The sequence below is a fragment of the Olleya sp. NP1-10 genome (assembly GCF_055804415.1).
The window spans coordinates 2,556,866-2,577,696 of sequence record NZ_CM147840.1; the positions used below are offsets into that span (position 1 = coordinate 2,556,866).

Here is a 20,831-nt window from a genome sequence, read left to right on the forward strand (position 1 = left end):
ATATGAAAAAACCAATAGTTATTGCTCAAGTAGGTCAATTAAAAAATAAACAGCCAGAACACGCTCTCGTTAATGGTTTAGATTTAGTAATTGTTAAGTTTGATGAAGATATTTCTGTTCTCTACGGAAGATGTTTACACAGGGGCGCATTAATGTCAGACGGTCATGTCGATGGCAACAACCTTATTTGTGGTGTTCATGGATGGGATTATCGTGTAGATTCTGGAGTCTCAGAATATAACAACAAAGAAGTCCTTCATAAATTTTCTACTAAAATTGAAGGAGATAATTTAATGGTCGATGAATTTGAAATTGAGGCCTATTTAGTAAACAACCCACAACCTTTTAATCGCGATGAATATTTAGGAGCTTACGCAGATACGCATCCAGAGGATACCGAGCCTTATACGGGCTATATAAAAGAATTAGCAAAAAATGGTCTAAAAAATATAGGGCATCATGGGTTTTCTGCCTCTATGGGAGTCGATAGAAATACACTCCCTAAATGGAATGATATTCAATTTTTACCGGCTCAATTGGCATCAAGACCTTTGTTAGACCACGAAGAGGTTGCGACTAAAGTAGTTATTGGTCCAAAGGCAAAAAAACCATTACTGTTAGACATGCCTCTTTTTGTAAGTGATATGAGTTTTGGAGCTTTATCTCGCGAAGCTAAAATAGCTTTAAGTAAAGGTGCAGAATTAGCTGGTACTGGAATTTGTTCTGGTGAAGGCGGAATGTTACCTGAGGAACAAACAAATAATTCAAAATATTTTTACGAATTAGCTTCAGCTCAATTTGGATTCTCATGGGATAAATTAGATAATGTGCAAGCATTTCATTTTAAAGCTGGTCAAGGGGCTAAAACAGGAACAGGAGGACACTTACCAGGTAATAAAGTTAGTAAAGAAATTGCGGACGTTAGAGGTCTAAAAGAAGGTCAAACTGCAATTTCACCTGCTGCAAACCCAAACTTCCATTATGTTCAAGATTTTAAAGATTTTTCAGAAAAAGTAAGACAACATACTGGAGGTATTCCAATAGGATTTAAAATTGCTGCCAGTCATATTGAAAAAGATATCCAGTTTGCTCTAGATGTTGGCGTGGATTATATCATTCTAGATGGTCGTGGTGGCGGTACAGGCTCTGCTCCTACTATTTTAAGAGATCATATTAATGTGCCAACAATTCCTGCTCTAGCAAGAGCAAGAGCATATATGGATAAAGTAGGTGCTGTTGGTGTTACTTTAGTAATTACTGGAGGCTTACGTGTTGCAGAGGATTTTGCAAAAGCCATGATGTTAGGTGCAGATGCTATTGCAGTGTCTAACTCGGCATTACAAGCTATTGGATGTCTTGGTATGCGTGCTTGTGGTTCTAACAACTGTCCCGTTGGTATTGCGACTCAAAAAGAATCCTTGCGTAGTAGAATTATGATAGAGTCCTCTGCCAAACAACTACAAAATTACTTTGAAGCCACAAACGATTTAATTAAAGTGGTGGCGCGTGCTTGTGGTTACGATAATGTCACAAAATTTAATCATGAGGATCTATCAACATACAACAAAGAGATGCATCATTTAACAGGAATTAATTACGCAGGATTAAGATAAAACAAGATATACTATGGAAAAGCAAATGCATTTAGCAGCACAATATTTAGCGGCTGCAGGAATAAGTTTTTTAGAAAAAAACCAGACGATAGTCATACAAACTTGGGTTTTAATACCAAAAACGGAGGTCTTTATACACATCCGCTTTCAGACAACGGAGAGGTGCTTTGTTTAGAGTATCAAAATTTCACATTACAATGGAAATCAAATAAAGGTATCACAACATTTGAGTTAGATGGTGCCAGACATTCTGAAGTCTTAACTTGGCTAGAGGACTATTCCAAAGTCCATTTAAATAAAACGTACCAATATAAGTTTCATTACAATTTACCCTACAGTATAGACCATTCATTTACATTCGCATTATCAAATGCCGACAGATTAGCAGAGCTAAAAAATCTGCGTGTTTTAGCTCAATCTGTTCTTGAAAATATAAACAAACAGTATAATCTTAATGCCTCAATTAGAATTTGGCCTCATCATTTTGACACAGGTATTTACAGTCCTCTACCCGATTCAGATATGACAATAGGATTAGGATTAGCAATACCAGATCAAATATCTAACAAACATTATTTATATGTCGCAGGATACAAAAACGGAAATGCCATAGCGACGTCTAAATTGCCAAAATTAGCATCTGGAGAGTGGAAATCAGAGGGGTTTACTGGAGCAATTCTAAATGCAGATAATCTATTAGAATCTAATGGTATTGCATTTTTTAAAGAGGCTATTAACCTATTAAAAAACAATTAATAAGTAATATTACAGAAGGGATCCAACTGTAAATACCAAAGTTTATTTAAAAGCTAATGGATTTGTATTGATAAAATTATAAAAAGAATATAGTTATAAAACGGGGTAATTAATAGAGTGACGTATGGGTGATAAATTAAAAGAAAAAGTGGAAGATAAGTATTTAATGGAAGAGTTAAATATTAATAAAGAGGAACTTAAAAAGCTTAAAAAGAAACTAGCTAAAGTAGCACCTAGATCAGAAAGAGGTGTTGAAACACTCTTCAGGTTATTGTCTAAAAACCAATACACCTTAAATACCATGATAGATACAAAATCAAATATTTTAATATCTATTAATGCGTTAATTATATCATTAATACTAGGTACGGTAATGAGTCAGTTAGATACCGATCCTCATCTTATTTTTCCAGTGATTATGATATTAATTACAAATTTAACGTCTATTTCATTGGCTGTATTGGCAACACGTCCCGAGCTTATTCACGGAGATAAAGACAGCGATAACTTAATGTTTTATGGAAACTTTCAAGATATGGAAGAGAAGGAATACATAAACAATATTACAAACTTAATGAATCAAGGGGATCAACTTTATAAAACCATTGCTAAAGACACCTATCATTTGGGTAAAACCATAAACAAGAAATTTAAATTACTCCGCAAATCTTTTAACGTTTTTCTAATTGGTATTATTCTATCTGTAATTGCATTCATAGGGTGTCACACGATGTTTGGAGGTTTTATTTAGTACCATAAAAACAAATTATTAAATAGTCTTCTCAATTTACAAAAACATGCATTTCATTAAACGCCTTTCGTTATATAACCCGTAAAAAGTGTTCGGTCATCATGGCAAACATTTTTTTAGAATATATTTTAAAAGAATCACAATAGTAACAATTCTCACGGCCAACTATAGTACAAGTTTAAGAAATGCATATACGCTTTAATTTAAAAATAAAAATTGTAAATAACAAACCACTATTGAAAGGCTTTAATTGGAGATAAATCCGTAATGCGTTCCTCTATAATCTCTTCTAAAATTAAATTAGCTAATTCTGATATTTTCGGACCACGTAAAAGAAAGAGTGTTCTAAACTGAACTCCCGTCTGTTGTCTAATAGCTGTTTTAACTTCCATAGACATCAATGAGTCAATGCCTAATTCCGTTAAATTAGAGTTTTCATCAATATCAGTAGTAGATATTTTTAATATCTTAGAAATTATAGAGACCAATTTATCTTGAACACTAAAGATTCTGTGTGTAGTATCGTCATTAATAATTTGCTTTCTAAAAATAGTAACATCATCATTTTTTGATGTTTCAGAATTGTTAGAGAGTACTTTTTCCAAGCGACTGCTTCTAAATTCAAAATGATTAGTCCATTGCTCCCAATCTATATCAAATATTCCAATGTGTTGTTGCTCTTCACAAAGCGCAGTTAGCATACAGTCTAAACCAGCTTCAGAGTAAATAGGATTTAAACCAAATTGAGCCAGATGTTGTCTCAGTTTTTGATCTCTAGCAACAAGTCCTGTGTCACCAATAACACCCCAATTAATACTCAATCCTGGAAGATCATGACTACGTCTATACTGTACTAATCCATCTACATAAGCATTAGCAGCTGCATAATTAGCTTGAGAAATATTACCTAACATTGAGGAAATAGAAGAATAGCAAATAAAAATATCTAGTTTATGTTCTAAAAGGGCACGATGTAAATTCCAAGCGCCTAAAGCTTTGGCTTGCATAACATTACAAATCTGTTCTTTATCAACTGTTTCAAGACTTGCATCGTCTATTACTGCTGCCGAATGTATCACCCCTTTTATCTCTGGAAATGCAGGATCCAAATGCTTTAGTGTTAATTGTAAAGCTTTATAGTCAGATATATCAACGGTTTCATTTAAGACTTGGCATCCTAAACTTTTAGCTTGTATTAAAACGTGTTGTGCTTCAGCAGATACTCTACCACTTCTACTCATCACGATAATATGTCTAGCACCTTTTTTACTAACCACTGCAGCGTAGCCAATCCAAACCCGCTTAGTCCTCCTGTAACTATGTAACCTGCGTCAGGTTTGATAAAGTGAGTAGCTAGTTGTTGACTTAATTTTACTTTTTCTCCATGTACTTTAATCACAGAAGCACCAAATAAACCTCCTCCTTTGTACCTTTTAAACAATTGATCTAATGTTGTAACAGAAAATCTATTTAACTTAAACATTAGCATAAGTTTGTCTTTTACAATAGATAGCAACGGTTCTATAAAATTTTGATTCTGCGTTATGTCCATCTTAAAATGTGTGTTAAGATTAACTACAGAAAAATTAAGAGCTCTATCAAATGTACTAATTGGTAAGTGTCCCATAGGTGTGTCTGACGCGTTTAGACAAATAATTTGTCCACCAGTACTCACCAATGTTATACTCTTTTCAAGAAGAAGACCTGTATTGCAAATTAACATATCAACTCCTTTCCCTTCAGTCTGTTTTTTTATCTCTGTAATAAAATCAAAGCTTTTAGAACTAAAGACATGGTCCAATTCTAATGTGTCTAAAAATAACTTACTCTCATCATGTCCTGATGTAACAAAAACCTTAGCACCTTTCCATTTTGCTATAAGTACCATGGCAAGTCGTACATCTGTAGAAGCATCATGAATTAAAACAGTGTCTCCAAATTGTAGATTACCTTTTTCAAAAAGAATGTTCCAAGCCATAACCCAAATAGGGATAGTAACAGCGTCATGTAATGGCATACCTTCAGGAGCAGGAAAAAGAGTGTTTGCAGGTAAAGACATATAGGACTGTATTCCTGAAGTTGGTACCACACATACTATTGGCTGACCTACTTCAAATAATAAGCTATTAGTACGGCTTACAGTTCCTGTACAATAAGATAGCAATTCATGGTCCTCTTCTTTTATTAATACACCATTTAAATTTATAGGATAAATAGTGTCAACAGTAAATTCTACTGCTTCAGGTTTTGGAGTAATATGTGGTAGCTCTACAAAGGTGTCTTTATCTTGCAAATAAGCAAAATTAGTATGTCTTTTAGAGCTAACCTTTTTAGACCCTATGGTATAAGGTGTAATTCGATTAACTAGTCGCGCGCCATGACGATAAGCGACTTCGGTTTCATTGGACGTATCTTGTAGTTCATTAATTAGTTGATCTGCTGCAGTAACAGAAAATAAACTTTGCAGATCAACCATTTTCACCTTGTACTTTGGATATTCTAAGTTTATAACTCGAGCAAGTCCACTAATAGCATTCTGACCAGGATAACTTAGTTTATCCTCTCGTGTTATTCTTTGGGCATTTTGGATTCCAATAACAATACGCTTTACATAATTAGAAGTTGTCACTTCAAGGGATTGTACTAAGTGGGTTAAATCAATCACATCTAGAGTACCAGTAGCTTGGAAATCATCTGATAGTTGCTGATGATTTTCTTGATCCAATCCCCATAAATAAACAATAGCATTAGGTTTGTTTTCTTCAAGACGCTCCAGCAACTGTTTCATATCTTCACGGGAGTTACGACGAATTTGAAATTGATAATCATCCTTTTGAAAAAAGACACTTCCATGACTAACCTGTATAAGTGTAACATCTTGTCTGGAAGCTTGTTGGATTAATTGCTCACCAATACTATGAGAATCTGTAAATACAATCCAAGTTTGACCGTTAGAGATTGGCTCAGGGGTAATAGCTTGATTATACCATTCACTTACATATTGAGAGGGTAATGTTTGCTTTTTAGATTTTGAGCTTACCTTGATACCTTTGGCTCTAAAACCTGTAACTTCTAAACAAAGGACATTGTCTTCATCATATAGCGCAAGGTTTCCTTTGACATAATAGTTGTTTTTTTCAGTAATCTGAGCATGACACTTCGCTTTATCTCCAGGTTTTTTATAATAATGGATTTTTTTAATATCAAACGGAATAAAAATTTTGCCTTCTGTCTCAATCTCTTCAGTCGCTAATGCTAATAAAGATTGAAAAGCTCCATCTAATAACGTTGGATGAATAAAATAGTCTGTGGTAGAGGCTCCAAAATTGGTGTTAACCTCCAATTCACTTAGCAATTCATTATTACCTATAGTGGCCTTTTTTATAGTCTTAAAATGAGGCCCAAACTCTAAGCCTAAGTCATGTAAAAGCGCATAAAAAGCTGAGACATCTAACGGTACTGTAGTACGGGCAAGAACATCATTAAGTTTAAATGGAGGTATTTTGATAGTCTGAAATTGATTAAACTTCTTACCAGACACGTTTTTATGCCATTCAGAATCAGTTGTATGTGAGCGACTGTAAATTTGAAAAGAATCACTGCCTACATCTGATATTAACCTCACTACAGGGTTGTCTTTTACAGATAAAGCTTGATGAAACTTAACATCTTCCAAAATAATGTTACTACCTATATGATGTTGAGTATTCAAAGCCATTTCTAAATAACCCGCACCAGGAAAAATGATTTCTCCATCTATTCTATGATCGGCTAAATACTGTTGTACATATTCAGACAATTCGCCTTCCCAAATGGGATGTGGTTCATCAGCACGAGCATTTACCAATGGATGTCCTGTAACTCCTAATCTATCATTTTTAGAGAGTTTAGTTTCTTGCCAGATGGTATCACGCACCCAAGGATAAGACCCTAATGGTATTAATTGTCCTGTCTTAAATTGTTTGGTCCAATCTATGTGTACACCTTGTACAAACAAGCCTGCTAAAGCATGATGTAATGCCTCTAAAGAGGAAATCTTACGATTTAATGTACTAAAACAGGTGCCTTGTCTATTTGTGTTTTGAAGATTATCTTTAATAGCTGCTGATAATACCGAATGTGGTCCAATTTCAATAAAAGTATTATAGCCATCATGTATCATGGCTTCCAAAGCATCAGAAAATTGAACGGTTTGTCTTAAGTTTTTCCACCAGTAATTTACATCTTGTGGTTCAGAAATTAATCGTCCATAGACACTGGAGTATAATGGGGTGTGTTGAGGTTCAGACTGTAAAGTGGTCAAACACGATTTAAATGAATGTTCTAAAGACTCCATTTGATAACTGTGATAAGCCACTTCTACTTTTAATATTCGATTAAAAATATCCTGTTCAGTAAATTTTTCCGATAACTCAAGAAGTGCTCCATCAGCACCTGCAAGTGTTACTGAGGTCGGACTATTAATTGCGGCTATAGATAGTAATCCTTCATAAGGCTGTATCCAAGATAGTATATCTTTAGCAGATAAACTTACAGCTAACATCTTACCTTTTCCATGAGTGCTTTGCTGTAACTGACTACGATGATAAACTAAAGTAAGGACTTCTTTTAGATTTAGTGATCCGGAGCAATAAGCAGCAGCAATCTCTCCCACACTATGTCCTAAGTTACCTTCAGACTCTACACCATAAGAGCGTAGCACTTCTACTAACATTAACTGTACAATTAGATTAGCAGGTTGTGCGTCTTGTGGTTCTAACATGGGGGCTCCAGATTGCTTTGTAAACAGTCTTTTTAAAGACCATCCAGCAATTTTAGTCCATTCGGTATCACAAGTATTAAAAAATGCTTTGGCAATGCCATTCTCTTCAATCAAATCAACTGCCATCCCCCAACTTTGTGCTCCCATTCCAGTAAATATAAAGGCACATTTTGCATCATTATGGGCTTTACCAGATCCTATAAGTTGTGCTGTACTTTCAAGGCTATCAATGTTTAGTTGTTCTAACTTTTCTAACAACTCTTGTTGTGTATTGGCAATAATAACATGTCTATATTTTAGATGACTAAGTTTTTGACTCAAGGTAAACCCTAGATCTTCAAGGTTTAAATTAGGCTTAGATTGTAATACATCAATGACTTGTTTAATTCTTTTTAAATGAGATTTTTGACTATTCGCAGAAATAGGAAACAGTCGAGGTCTTTGTTGAGATTCAGTTTTTTTGGGGATAATCAAAGGTGCACTTTGAAGAATGATATGTGCATTAGTACCTCCATATCCAAAAGAATTAACACCTGCATAGGCGTCACCCTCATGTGCTGTAAAAGGTGAAAGCTTTAAAGGGACTTTTAAACGCAATTCATCAAAAGGAATGTCTGGATTAGGGTGATCTAGATGTAGATTTTTAGGGATAGCTTTGTGTTTCAAACACAATATGGTTTTTATAACACCAGCGACAGCTGCTGCAGCTTCCAAATGACCAATATTTGTCTTTACGGAGCCAATCATTAAAGGAGTGTTTCCCTTTCGTTTACAAGCAATCGCATGACCAATTGATCTAGTTTCTGCCTTATCTCCCACTTTGGTTCCTGTTCCATGTGCTTCTACATATTGAACTTGATCTGCAGAGACTCCTGCAGTTGTATAAACTGTATTTAAAAGATTAATCTGAGATTCCGGATTAGGAGCAGTAATGCTGTCACTATTGCCATCTTGATTCACTCCTGAACCTGCAATAACAGCATGAATTTGATCTCCATCCCGAATCGCATCGTCTAAACGTTTTAGCACTATGACTCCAGCACCTTCACCGCGTCCATAGCCATCAGCACGCATATCAAAGGTTTTACATCTGCCATCAGCAGCCAAAAAACCACCTTTACTCATGGCAATAGTATATTCTGGTCGGATCATCACATTTACGCCTCCTGCTAAAGCCAGATTACAGTCTTTATGGATTAAATCTTTACAAGCCAAATGAATAGCAACAGCGGAGGATGAACAAGCGGTATCAATAGTCATACTAGGTCCTCTAAAATCAAACGTATAAGACAATCGGTTAGCTAACATACCTCCAGTAGAGCTTATTGCTGTATGGGTAGATATTAATGATCTATTATAGGCATTTAATAAGTGTATTTTGTTGTCTAATGTAAATGCTCCCATGTAAACACCTGTTTGGCTACCAACAATCTCTTTAGCTATAATACCTGCATCTTCAAATGCCTCCCAAACGACCTCTAATAAAAGTTTTTGTTGGGGGTCCATAGGTGTAGCTTCTCTTGGAGAAATTCCAAAAAATGCAGGGTCAAACGCATCAATAGCTTCTTTTAAAAAACCTCCTCTTGAGACATAGGATTTACCTGTAGCTGTCTTGTCTGGACTATAAAACCGTTTTAAATCCCAACGATCCTCGGGTACTTCACTAGTAGCATCAACTCCTTTTTTTAGTAATTCCCAATATTTTTCAGGATTTGAAGCACCTCCTGGGAATCGGCATCCCATTCCTACAATAGCTATTTTGGTATCATTTACATTATTTTTCATACAAAAAGGTCTTTTTTTAAAAAAGTAAAATATTAGGGTAAGTATTAAACTAAAAACTCAAGTCTATGGATGTTATTTAAGGCTAGTAATTGCAATTAACCCCAGTTTATTGGTTTTATATTTTGTGAGGGTGAGTTATTATTTAACCAACTATCAAGCGAAGCATCGCTCTGAGGCATGATTATCTTAGCATAGTCTGGCCATTCTGATTGTTTAAAATCAAAAATTACCCGATAAATAGTAAAGTGGGTCTCATCTCGTCTAATATCGGGTTCATTTTTTCCACCATCCTTAGAGACATAAATCATCTCAATAAAGCTTTTATATAAATACACTTTAAGATCTTCTCCTACATGCATAGTGTTTTGTACAAATAAATCGGTCCTTTGTGTGGTATTCGGATTACTCGCAGCTGCTCTAGCACAATCTCTTAAGCTAATACGAATTTGATTTAAACTAGATTGATCAATCCCAACATAATAACTCAGTATATTAGTAATGGTAGTTTCCCAATCAGAGCCCCAAGTTACAGAAGGTGAGTCATTAAGTTCGTTATGTAGTATTTTACATTTAAATAACTCATTGACATAATTCAAAAAACCAGTCAAATTTCCTGCTTGTGCAGGTGACGCTGGATTAAAATCACTGCCTTCTGCTGCCAGGCTCATGCACATTGCACAGCCTGTAGCAGGACTTAATGCTAGGGCTTTTTCTGCATCTAGTGTTTTTCCAGATGCTCTTAAAGAGACATAGTGCTCATCGGCTTCTAGGGCACTAGTAGCTCCAGGACCAGTTAATTTAGCATTACTGACTACTGGATGTTCTTCATTTCCTAATAAAAGGGTGTTGGCTTTACTTGCAATGCTAAAAACGGAGTTTAATACACTCAATTCTTCCTTTACAGAGGTTTTATTTGCTAAGTGGTTAACCCATTGTTCAAAACTAGGCTTTTTCATTTGTGTCTATATTATATTGGTATTATACTCTTTTGGTTTGCGCATTGGGTAGCTGGTTAGATTTAACCCATTCAGTAATAGAAGCAAAATGTTTTTCAGCTAATTTGGCAGCAAAACTGGCCCAATTTGCAGTTTGTATAGAGGAAATAATATGATTTCCTTTAATGTCAATTTTAAAATTATAGGTTTTTTTAGTCCGTGGTTTTCTGTACGAATAAGGGTTACTACTCCTGCATAAACGTTAAAAAAAGCTTCTTCTGAACTACCCGAAAGTTGCATATTATAAAGGGATATTTTAACGCTATCTTCAGTAGTGTTTTTAAGTTGTTCTCTAATTACATGTCGTTGTTCGTCACCTAAATTATAAATGCTAATAATGGTATCAACAATCGGCTCTTGATCAAAGTTACCGTGCTTAATCTTAGTCAAGTTACTCACGTGTTCTAAGTTCTGAGCAGAGCCTGTTTTAACTATAGGACAGTTTCCAAAAGCCTGCATAAAACGACCAAAGTCTTGAATAGTATAAAGACCCTTTTGAGGAATAAAATTTGTCATACTCTCTACAAAGCTCAATAGGGTAGCTAGTCCTGTAACAGGCGCTTTCTTTAATGAGTTTATAAACGTTGGGTCTAAAGGTTTATGGCTATTATAGGCATTTTGTAGTTCTGTATCTTTTGTTAAAAGCGCTTCTGTATTATTTCCTGTTAGTGCAGGAAATGAAAATGTAAAAGTTGCTGTTACTTCTTCTTCTTCAAAGGTGAAAGGGGTATTCGGGGTGTCAAGTATTTTGCCTACGTCTTGCAAAATAGCTTTAGACTTAGTTGACAGTATATTAGTAGTCTTATTTTGTAGATAAAAAGAGTCTAACCAATCATTAATTTCATGTTCCATAATATATAATATTTTATTAGAATTGTACAGGTAAATAATTAAGAGACCACACCATAAACTACATTCAAAAAATTGAAGGGTTTACAACTAAAAATTGTAAATGTTATAATGTTAAAAAGTAATTCATGGCGTAGTTTCTTAAAACAAACTAGAGGCTATATCTGGTTTAGTTATAGACTATCCCCAATTAATTGGGTCTTCTCCCGTGTTTTTGGTAGTGGTGTCGCCTAACCAATTATCCATATCTCCATCAAAAGCTTTCTTAACTCTTTCCCACCACTCTGGCCATAATTCTGTTTGGAATTCTAAACGAAGTTTCCATACAACAAAGTCACTTTGACGAGAATGGAATCCTTTCCCTTTCTTTTCTTCAAAAGAAACTTGTGAACTATATAAATAATACGAAAGATCATCATCTATATTTATGGTATTCTGTGTAAAAACCTGAGTAGTTTGTTTGGTACTCATTTTTGAAGAGGCTGCTTTAGCTAGCTTTTTTAAGCTACCAACAATAGCAGTCTTGTCTTTAGCCATAATACCTTCAAAAGTATCCGCAATATTATCTATTAAATCATTCCAATCACTGGTTGATTCATTCAAAGTCTGCTTTTCTGCATACTTAGTAATAAACAAAGGGCATTCAGATAATTTTTTTCTAAATAAGTTAAAATTAGCAGCATTGGCTTTGTCTTCCATATCTAGATTGGTTGGATCGTAACCAGCTGCACGCATGGCTATTTGCGCAAGGTTGGCAGCTCCAAGTGCAGGATTCGTTTCCCAATCAGTATTCGATTTCGCAGAAGCTGCTCCAGGTCCAGTAAGTGCAGACATAGATGGAGCTAATTGGGAGTCTTCGCTCGTGGTCGCTAAAAAATTACTTACCTTGGCTTCTCGTTTTAAAGAAGCATGTGCTGACGGGTCATTAAGCGTCAGCCAAACTTCAATAGGATGTTTTACTTGTTTTTGTTCATTTGACATAAGATATATTTTTTAAATTAGTATTGTATAAATTTATTTTATATTCTTATGTGGTTTATACGTATAAATACGGTATTAAAAAAACAGTAATAATACTCAACAAGACTTTAGGGGGTAAAAGTGATAGTGCAACATATTTTTAATAACTATAGAATCACTAAACTTAAAAATGAAGCACTATGATTAATATATGTACAGTACCATTAATCAAAAATCAACTCTTAGCAATAAAGCTTAAGACCAAGGCATAATTAAATAATATAGACATCATTTTTTTATCTAAAATGATAAAAGTATTTTTAAACAGGATTTAAACAGAACCAGTGAGCAAAGTAGAAGTCTTTTACACAAAATTTACAGATCAACTGTCCGAGTATAAATTTAAAAAACTACTCAATAGGTTACCTGTACACTTACAAGAAAAAAACACCAAACTCTTACGTTGGCAAGACAGACAGGCTAATCTGTTTGGTAAATTATTAGTACTTACAGGGCTTAAAGAATATGGGTATGATCCAGACTGTTTAAAGCACCTACAAATAGACTGTAATGGCAGACCATTTATAGATGCAAATATCGATTTTAATATTTCACATTCTAGTGACTATGTGCTCTGTGCAATATCTAAAACAACAAAAGTAGGTATAGATATAGAAAAAATAACGCCTATAGATTTCTATAACTTTGATGAGGTAATGACTGATAAACAAATCAATACTATAAAAAATGCCGAAGATGCTTTAAAGACGTTTTTTAACTTTTGGACCATCAAAGAAAGTGTTGTAAAAGTAGACGGAAGAGGTCTAGAAATTCCCCTATTAGACATTATAATAAACAACAATACAGCAACGTATAACCAAACAGTATATCATATAAATAGCTTAAATATAGATCCAAACTACTCCTGTAATTTAGCCACAAAGTCTTCTAATTTAGATATAAACTTAAAAGATGTCGCTATAAATTGCTTTAGTGCTTAGATCTACACTACTTAAAATACGCCTTAACATCTAAAGCAGTCTGTATCAATTCAGGATTCTCCACCTCTATAAAAGTAATGTCATCATCACTAGTTTTGGACGGAATAAAAAGACAAGAGCAACTAGTAGAATCCACCGTATTGGTACTCTCCTGATAGTCTTTAGCTAATCTAATAACAAGATCCATATTGGTCTGTATAGCATCAAAGTTACCTGTCATGATTTCTAAAACCGAACGATTAAATGTATTAAGACTCAAATGGAATTTATTATACTCTAAATTAGTAGTTACAAAATCCGAACAACATTTAGCCTCATCCAAAAGTAGGTTAATCATGTAGATATAACCCATATTAACAACATTATAATTTTCAATCGAGCAGAATTGTCTTTTACTATTAAAGTCCAGTTCCCAAATAGCATTACAATGTGCTAAAACAATGTCTTTGCTTTCGTCATTCACTTCTAAAAGATACTCAATATGCTCTATCGGAAATCTAACACCATGATATTTAATAACCTCTTTGGTGATGTTATTAGAGTGTAAAGCTTGTATTTTTTTGACTAGTTCAACTCTAGTAGGTATCTGTAGTTCATTAATAATAATATTATTAAGTAAAATATTAGTACCATTATCTTTAACTCGTTTTTCAAATTCTTTCTGAAAATCAATCACTTTTTTAGCCGCATCCTTATCATCAAAAAACAGATGTATAAAAAAGTTAGTACCATTTAAATTAAAAGGCATTTCAATATGGATGATCTCACGTGTTCTAAACTGAAATAAAATGGTATAAATTTTCATTACCGTATTTAAATCAGCATCAATAGTAGCTGTGCTATCAAGAAAATAGGCAATGGTTTTATGCACAAGGGCATTATCCCTATTTAAACTCAAGAGGCTATCAGTTGGGTGCAACAAATCTCTAACACCTCTATAGTAATTAGACTCTAAATTATAATAATTAAACTCAAATTGCACGCCAGCTTCTCTGGCATAATATTTTGTATACAATTTATCAAAATCATCACCAAAAAAATCTAATTTGCCTTCAGGATTAACAAATAAAATACCCTTGTCAATAAACTTATCATAAGAGGCTTTAAAATCGGCTTTGGTCACTCTATCATTACCATAAATTAAATATTCTAAATTTAAAACCTCCTTGCTAGTCGATCGGTTTAAGGATTTAGACAAATAATTTAAGTGCTGTAAAGTCTCTTTATTAAAACTCTTAATCTCATAAAGTTTGGGGCGTTTTGCTAAATCTTGAGACGTTTCTAATTCTAACCTAACATCCTCTAATACCGAGTGATTTAACGTCATACTATCTGTAATCCCTTCCTGGATTTTTTTAAACATAGTATGACAAATCAACTGGATCTCATAAGGTTTCCCTTCAGAGATGTTATGTAACTCACGAAAAGTCGAATTTTCAAAAATATCACTAGGTTCTATACCAATATCTAAAAGTGGTTTACTAACACAAATCTCAGTATCCTCAATATCCTTATATTCGTCAACAGTAATCTTTTTAAACTGTCTAATTATTGGCGAAAATATGTCGTCTATAACCGGAAAAAGCTCTTTAGTACCTGTAAAAACTAACATATAGTTAGTTTTATTCATAAAAATATTCCTGATTTTTTCAAGTAAAACGCGACTTTCAGACAGCACATTACACTCATCAAACAACAGAATTATAGAAGTGTTAACTTCCTTATTGATGGTTTCTAAATCTCTTTTAAAATTACTTTCAGAAGTTAATACATCTGTCCTTCCGGCTTCCATAGCTTTAGCAAACTGTATAGGAAACAAAAAAGGTCTAAACTCTATATTATTAGAGACCGTATAAGCCGAAGTTTGATTCAAGTATTCATCAAAAATAGCACCTCCAACGCCTCCAAAATAATTATCGTTGATAGCCGAATTAAAAATAGAATCAAAGATCTTATAAAAAAATTGCAACTGAGACCCCTTATCCCCTTCATCTAAATCTATTCTTACCGTAAGAAAATTTAATTTAGACGCTTCAATTTCAATCATGTTAAGCAAACTCGTCTTACCTGCTGCGCGATCACCAATTAACGAAAGATTGATAGGCTTATTAGTTTTGGCGCCATGGTTCAAATAATAACGGATCTCTTTCAACTCGTCAGACCGTCCAGCAAATAACTTTTCTTCAGTTACAGGATTTGCAAAATCATAAGGATTACTTAATTCAGAATAACTCATCTAATGGCTATGTTTTTTTAAATCATCAATTAAATTACTGTCTACTACAAATTTTTCTAATAAATGCACATTACCTCTCTTGCGTTCAAAGTTATGGTAAGTCTTTAATTTAGCTTTAAGCGCCTTATTGTTAATAATATGTATAGCCGAAATATAAGCCTCACTATCAATTTTCTGTGCCTTAGATATCGTGTCAACTAGGCTATGTAATAACTCATTTTTAAAATCCTCACTACTGCCTAACCCATTAACAGCTTTAATCTCTTTATACTTTAGGTAGCAGACAATTAAAAATAAAACAATTAAAGTACTTAAAACAAAAACACTAGCATCACCAACAAAAAACTCAATAACCAGTATCAAATACTTTAACCAAATACTATCATAATCTTTTTGTAATTCAGTAAAAATAGCCTGTATAGCATCATAGTTATTAATAGCATGTAACTGTGCTAAAATGGCAACTATTAATAGCCACAATAGGTAATTAAGGGTCTTTTTTCTAAATAAATAATCTCTTATAAAATTTATGAATAGTAAAAAGTATTTTTTAAATCTCATGTATAGCAATGTATAATTGCCTCTAAAATAATACTTTTCTAATGTAATGTTTAGAAATACAGGTGTTATTTAAAAGCATGCCACACACCAATACTCGCCTATCGTTACATTGCATAATAACAATTACAAAGTAAACGTTTTAAAATAGTGTTTTTATACAACTGAAGTAGAAAGCTTGGTTGGTAAGTAATTATAGTTAACAAGATTCATAAACTCTTAAATATAAACTCTTATGAAAATTGCTGTTGTATAAGCATTTTATATGCTAAGCCACCTTATGCATAATGCCATAAATAATGTTAGTATCGTCTTTTTCATAAACTTTGTACAAATAAGTGTTTTCATCTATAAACGCGATGATTTCTACATATAGAAGTTTTCCTATTTTGTGTTTATCCTTCTCTAACGGTAATTTTATGGCTTTTAAAGTATATATATGGTCTTTAATCCATTTAATATCATAGACTTGACGTTGGTCTTTATCTGGACTTTTTTCAATTTGTTTTCGCGTTCTTCTAATAATTTTTGTGTTAGAATAGGCTGGATTGTCGTACATAAATTCGCCTTTATGAAAGACTTTGCATTTCACTTGATCGGACGCTTCCAATGCAGCAGTTTTATATTTAGTATTCACAAAATAATATACAGTTGTCCAACAGTCATTTACCATTGTCATTGGATTTATTAAACTAGCGTCTTTAAAATGTTGTAAACAACCTTGTTTCCATCCCTCATTATCATAGGTTGTTTTCGCCTTGTTTATTTTAATATTGTAGCGTTCTCCTGAGGCATTGACACAATAATCAATAACCACAACAGCTACTTTATCTATATCATCAACAAATGTTTGCGAAAATGTACTTTGTACATATCCAAAAAGGAAAAAGATGGTTATTAATCTTAATAATTTCATGGTGTTGTTAATTGGTCGATAATATTATAAAAAGCAGAAATGCTTACTTTGGATTTAAAGATATTGAAATGCTACTAAACTTCTACTTTCCTTATTTGAAATTATAAGTTAACTCTTTATAATGTTTTATATCCTTTATCTATAATACTTAAAACAAAAATTATATAACATCAATCATAAGCAGGCTAATTAAAAGCTTATATGAAATATAGACTCTCATTTCCCCTATTGTTTTGACCAAGATAACATTAGAATTCTATTTACATAATAATTTATTGAATTAAACTATCACCTATTAATGTTAATTCAATATGGTATGCGGAATTTGAATTGTGAGTATTTGATATATGATTTTGGGCATTTACAAGAGCATGATTAACGTCATTTCCTTTAATTATAAAAATGTAATTATTTGCTCCAGTGCCTTCAGATTGTTTCATTGCAACTGCTTTATAATCTTTTAACATAATACATTATTTGTTAAGTTAGTAAAATTCCAGTTAATTCACCACGTTTCATTGTTATTATTGTTTCTGGTGTTTTAACATCATAAATTAATTCTTCTTTAGTTTCAGAATACTCTAATAATAGACAGTTTATAGAATCTATTCCAGTTTTATCTATAGCATCAAAATCATCTTGATTTACAATATAAATCTCTAAAGGGTTATTTACTTTTTGGACAAATAAAGCCCTTTCGCGGCCTTCTGCAGCTTTTTTTAAATTTTTTCTTTTAATCATAGATATCTATATTTAATTATCGTGAATTTTATTTATAATGTGTTTAGCGAAAGATTCACCGCCTAACATTGTTAAATTAAAGAATCCGTTAAGTTGTGTGTGTGTTTAGCTGAATATTATTTTTTTGACATATCATCAAGTTTTTGTTTAAGTCCATCTGGTATGAGTATATTTGATAATTTAGCTTTTTTCTCTCTTTCACTAAAATATCTATTATTTATCAAATTAAAGAAAAATAAGTTTAATAAAAATGCTATTATACCTAATATAATCCTTAATGTATTATCTTCATTACCTTCTTTATCTAATTTCGTAATATGAAAAAAATCATTTGGTATAACGAGTAAGAATCCAAGAATGATTAATGGTATTACCCATAATAAATTCCACCAAATTTTCTTCTGCCATTTCTTTATTTCTTTATTTTTATGTTGTTCTATTTGTTTTTCAATTTCTCTTTTTAATTTTTCAGATAATTCTTTATTTTTATTAACTGCATCATCATATTTTAGCTTTTGATCTGCTGCTTCAAAATTTATATTTACCTGTTTTTTGTCGAGAACATCTTTCGTCTCTAATTTTTTAATCCTATTATTAACTTTTTCTAATGCAGATTTATATTGGGATAGCTCAGAATCTAATTCATTTTTTTTGTTTTTAAAGATTGATTTATTTCCTTTACATTATTTGAATCTTCTTTTACTAGCTCTAATTCTTTTAAAGTATTTGATAATTCATCTTGCTTCTTTTTAAATTCTCTATTTAATTGTGATTCAATGAATTCTCCTTCATTAAATTCAATAGAATTAGAATTTTCTTTGTATTTTTCTAAAAAAATTTCTTCAGATATTAAATTATAAATTATTCGTTCGTCATCAATTCCTTTAGATTTAAGATAATTTACAATTTTTAATACATCTTGAGATCTTCTTGTATTCTTATAAAATCCTTTAGTCGTTATAGCTTTAATAAAAGCTTTCTTATAATCAACTGTTTTAATTGGAAGTACTTTTATCAATTTGTTTAAAAGAAAAGAAGGCTTAAAGAAGACAGGAAAACTTCTTTCATCATTATACTCTTTTACATTTGCTTTATCATAAGAAATTAAAACACCATCAAGTGTTAATGCAAAATATTTCACATTATTTAAAGTCAACTCCTCTCCTGCTTTAATATTTCTTGAGTCTAAAACAATTTCTCTTAATGACATATCATGTCGCATTTGTTTCTCACTCCTATATATTTCATTAAACTTTATACCTTTCTCTTTACAGAACTCTTCTTTAATACTATTTTTATCGGTTATATACTGATAATAATCAGAAATACGACTTTCAATAAACTTATCTCCTATATTTTCTAATCTTTTACCCGTCCTACCAATTTCAATTAAATCTTCTTTTAATGTCCTTTGAGATAATTCTATTACTTTTGAAGGGTGTATCGTGGAATCTCTATTATTTAATAAATCTTTGTAAAATTTTGTTGAAAAATCATCAAGCTTCTCTGATTTCAATAAAGCTCTTATAGAAGAATCTGTCATATTATCATCCAGAGATTTAAAATCATCCTTTTTTGAACCTAATTCTTGATAAGTTTGTTCTGTATATCTCAATTTTATTTTAATATATTGACTATTACTTCTTACTAGATTAAATAAAGCTATACTTGCTTGATTTTCAGGGTGTGAATGGAGTCCGAGAACTGAATAAAGAACATTTGTATCTAAATAGAGTATCCAATCAATAATATCATGATTAATAGTACTGTCAGCTAATTCTGGCTTTAAACCTAAAGAAGTAAAAGAAAGAGTTTTTTGAGCTAAATCATTTAAAAAATCTAAATCATTTTCAGATGCAAAATCAGGAAATCTTTCTACTACTTTTTTAAATATTTTAATAAGTGATTTATCTTTACTCTTTAAATTTAATATTGCTTTTTGCAAAACATCAGCATAAGCCCCATTTTCTTCTTCACTTCCATTCCTCATATGAGGGTGTAGTGTTTTTATTGCTTCATGTCCATATTCATAAAAGCTATCATAAAGATATTTTAGAAAAATTGACCACAACATTTTTATTTGTACAATTGTTATATCAGATTCTAATTCATCTGTAATAAAATTTTTAAAATTTAAAAACCTTGCTTGATCTTCATCTGATAAATAAACCTCAAGGTCTAATATTTTATTCTTTTGTTCTTCGGTTAGTGTTAAATTATCTCCGACTATATTTATTTTATCTTCATCCTTAAGTTTTAAAAGTAAAGGAGTTAATTCTTCTTCATAAGGAACAAAGTCGAACTCTTCTTTTATTTTATTTGTTAAATCTTTAGTTTTAATATTCTCTTTAACATATATAGTTCTTATAATTACAGAAGATAATGTATCTTCTCTTGTATCAGAAGATGCGATTGATAAAGCGGTAAGAACCTTTATGTGGTTTTTTTGATTGTTCAAGGCACAAAATATTTTAAAATTTTTTATAATTTATTGTAAATTATAAAATGTTCAAAGGGGAGAGTCAATTATTTCAAGTAAATTTAAGGTTTAATTAATAATTATATATAATATGATTTACTCAGTTATTAACTAATTGTTAACAATTTATATATTTATTTCTTAATATTATTTCAATTCCACACAGTTTACACTTCTCTAATATCGTTGTTTTTAAAAAGGACGTTCAATTAACATCATATAATAAATTGTGTAAGAAAAAACAAATATAATATTGTATTGAACTTTCACTTTTAATCAACTCATGTTTTCAAAATAGAAGTACTCATATAAATATAAACTTAATAGTTTATCTATTAGTTGATTTACTGGGTTTTAAAGACGGTTTGTTACTAGGTGTATTTTTATTATCTCGTCTCCTTTTATCAAGGGTGCCATCCTTTTTTTAGG

General features: G+C 32.0%; 15 protein-coding genes. 4 read left to right on the top strand and 11 right to left on the bottom strand.

Features of this window, described 5'->3' with window-relative positions:
• Nucleotides 1–2 precede the first annotated feature (2 nt).
• The 3 genes from AC0L4B_RS11995 to AC0L4B_RS12005 all read left to right on the top strand — a co-directional run bounded on the left by AC0L4B_RS11995 (nt 3) and on the right by AC0L4B_RS12005 (nt 3,120).
• Nucleotides 3–1,613, top strand: coding sequence for a glutamate synthase-related protein (locus tag AC0L4B_RS11995; RefSeq protein ID WP_473437119.1), 1,611 nt, complete (start codon nt 3–5; stop codon nt 1,611–1,613).
• A 102-nt stretch (nt 1,614–1,715) separates the two neighbouring features.
• Nucleotides 1,716–2,369, top strand: a complete 654-nt coding sequence (locus AC0L4B_RS12000) for a hypothetical protein (protein ID WP_473437120.1) — start codon at nt 1,716–1,718, stop codon at nt 2,367–2,369.
• Between the two features lie 124 nt (nt 2,370–2,493).
• Nucleotides 2,494–3,120, top strand: coding sequence for a Pycsar system effector family protein (locus AC0L4B_RS12005; protein WP_473437121.1), 627 nt, complete (start codon nt 2,494–2,496; stop codon nt 3,118–3,120).
• Between the two features lie 233 nt (nt 3,121–3,353).
• Here AC0L4B_RS12005 and AC0L4B_RS12010 read toward each other — a convergent pair whose 3' ends face one another.
• From AC0L4B_RS12010 to AC0L4B_RS12030, 5 genes are all read right to left on the bottom strand, one after another.
• Nucleotides 3,354–4,397 carry a beta-ketoacyl reductase gene (locus AC0L4B_RS12010; RefSeq protein ID WP_473437122.1) on the bottom strand — a complete coding sequence of 348 codons (1,044 nt, stop codon included), beginning with the start codon at nt 4,395–4,397 and terminating at the stop codon, nt 3,354–3,356.
• On the bottom strand, nt 4,361–9,667 hold the full coding sequence (locus tag AC0L4B_RS12015) for a beta-ketoacyl synthase N-terminal-like domain-containing protein (RefSeq protein ID WP_473437123.1): 5,307 nt from the start codon (nt 9,665–9,667) through the stop codon (nt 4,361–4,363). Before AC0L4B_RS12015 ends, AC0L4B_RS12010 begins: the two co-directional genes overlap by 37 nt.
• 95 nt (nt 9,668–9,762) lie before the next feature.
• A complete protein-coding gene (locus AC0L4B_RS12020) occupies nt 9,763–10,623 on the bottom strand; it encodes a hypothetical protein (RefSeq protein ID WP_473437124.1) in 861 nt (286 codons plus the stop codon).
• Nucleotides 10,624–10,722: 99 nt separating this feature from the next.
• The gene (locus tag AC0L4B_RS12025) at nt 10,723–11,514 is read right to left on the bottom strand and encodes a hypothetical protein (RefSeq protein WP_473437125.1); all 792 of its coding nucleotides are present in this window, start codon (nt 11,512–11,514) and stop codon (nt 10,723–10,725) included.
• A gap of 177 nt (nt 11,515–11,691) precedes the next feature.
• Nucleotides 11,692–12,492: a hypothetical protein gene (locus AC0L4B_RS12030; protein ID WP_473437126.1), complete on the bottom strand. Its 801-nt coding sequence runs from the start codon at nt 12,490–12,492 to the stop codon at nt 11,692–11,694.
• Nucleotides 12,493–12,815: 323 nt separating this feature from the next.
• Between AC0L4B_RS12030 and AC0L4B_RS12035 the strand changes: the two genes are divergently transcribed.
• The gene (locus tag AC0L4B_RS12035; RefSeq protein ID WP_473437127.1) at nt 12,816–13,472 is read left to right on the top strand and encodes a 4'-phosphopantetheinyl transferase family protein; all 657 of its coding nucleotides are present in this window, start codon (nt 12,816–12,818) and stop codon (nt 13,470–13,472) included.
• A gap of 7 nt (nt 13,473–13,479) precedes the next feature.
• Here the strand turns inward: AC0L4B_RS12035 and AC0L4B_RS12040 are convergent, their stop codons facing one another.
• The 6 genes from AC0L4B_RS12040 to AC0L4B_RS12065 all read right to left on the bottom strand — a co-directional run bounded on the left by AC0L4B_RS12040 (nt 13,480) and on the right by AC0L4B_RS12065 (nt 20,381).
• A complete protein-coding gene (locus AC0L4B_RS12040) occupies nt 13,480–15,708 on the bottom strand; it encodes a hypothetical protein (protein WP_473437128.1) in 2,229 nt (742 codons plus the stop codon).
• Nucleotides 15,709–16,269, bottom strand: coding sequence for a hypothetical protein (locus AC0L4B_RS12045; protein WP_473437129.1), 561 nt, complete (start codon nt 16,267–16,269; stop codon nt 15,709–15,711).
• Nucleotides 16,270–16,534: 265 nt separating this feature from the next.
• Nucleotides 16,535–17,182: a hypothetical protein gene (locus AC0L4B_RS12050; RefSeq protein ID WP_473437130.1), complete on the bottom strand. Its 648-nt coding sequence runs from the start codon at nt 17,180–17,182 to the stop codon at nt 16,535–16,537.
• 272 nt (nt 17,183–17,454) lie between these two features.
• Entirely contained in the window at nt 17,455–17,649 is a 195-nt protein-coding gene (locus AC0L4B_RS12055; RefSeq protein ID WP_473437131.1) for a hypothetical protein, read from the bottom strand.
• 13 nt (nt 17,650–17,662) lie between these two features.
• Nucleotides 17,663–17,923, bottom strand: coding sequence for a hypothetical protein (locus AC0L4B_RS12060; RefSeq protein ID WP_473437132.1), 261 nt, complete (start codon nt 17,921–17,923; stop codon nt 17,663–17,665).
• A 637-nt stretch (nt 17,924–18,560) separates the two neighbouring features.
• Nucleotides 18,561–20,381 (bottom strand): hypothetical protein, encoded by a 1,821-nt coding sequence (locus tag AC0L4B_RS12065; RefSeq protein ID WP_473437133.1) that lies wholly within the window; start codon nt 20,379–20,381, stop codon nt 18,561–18,563.
• Between the last annotated feature and the right edge of the window lie 450 nt (nt 20,382–20,831).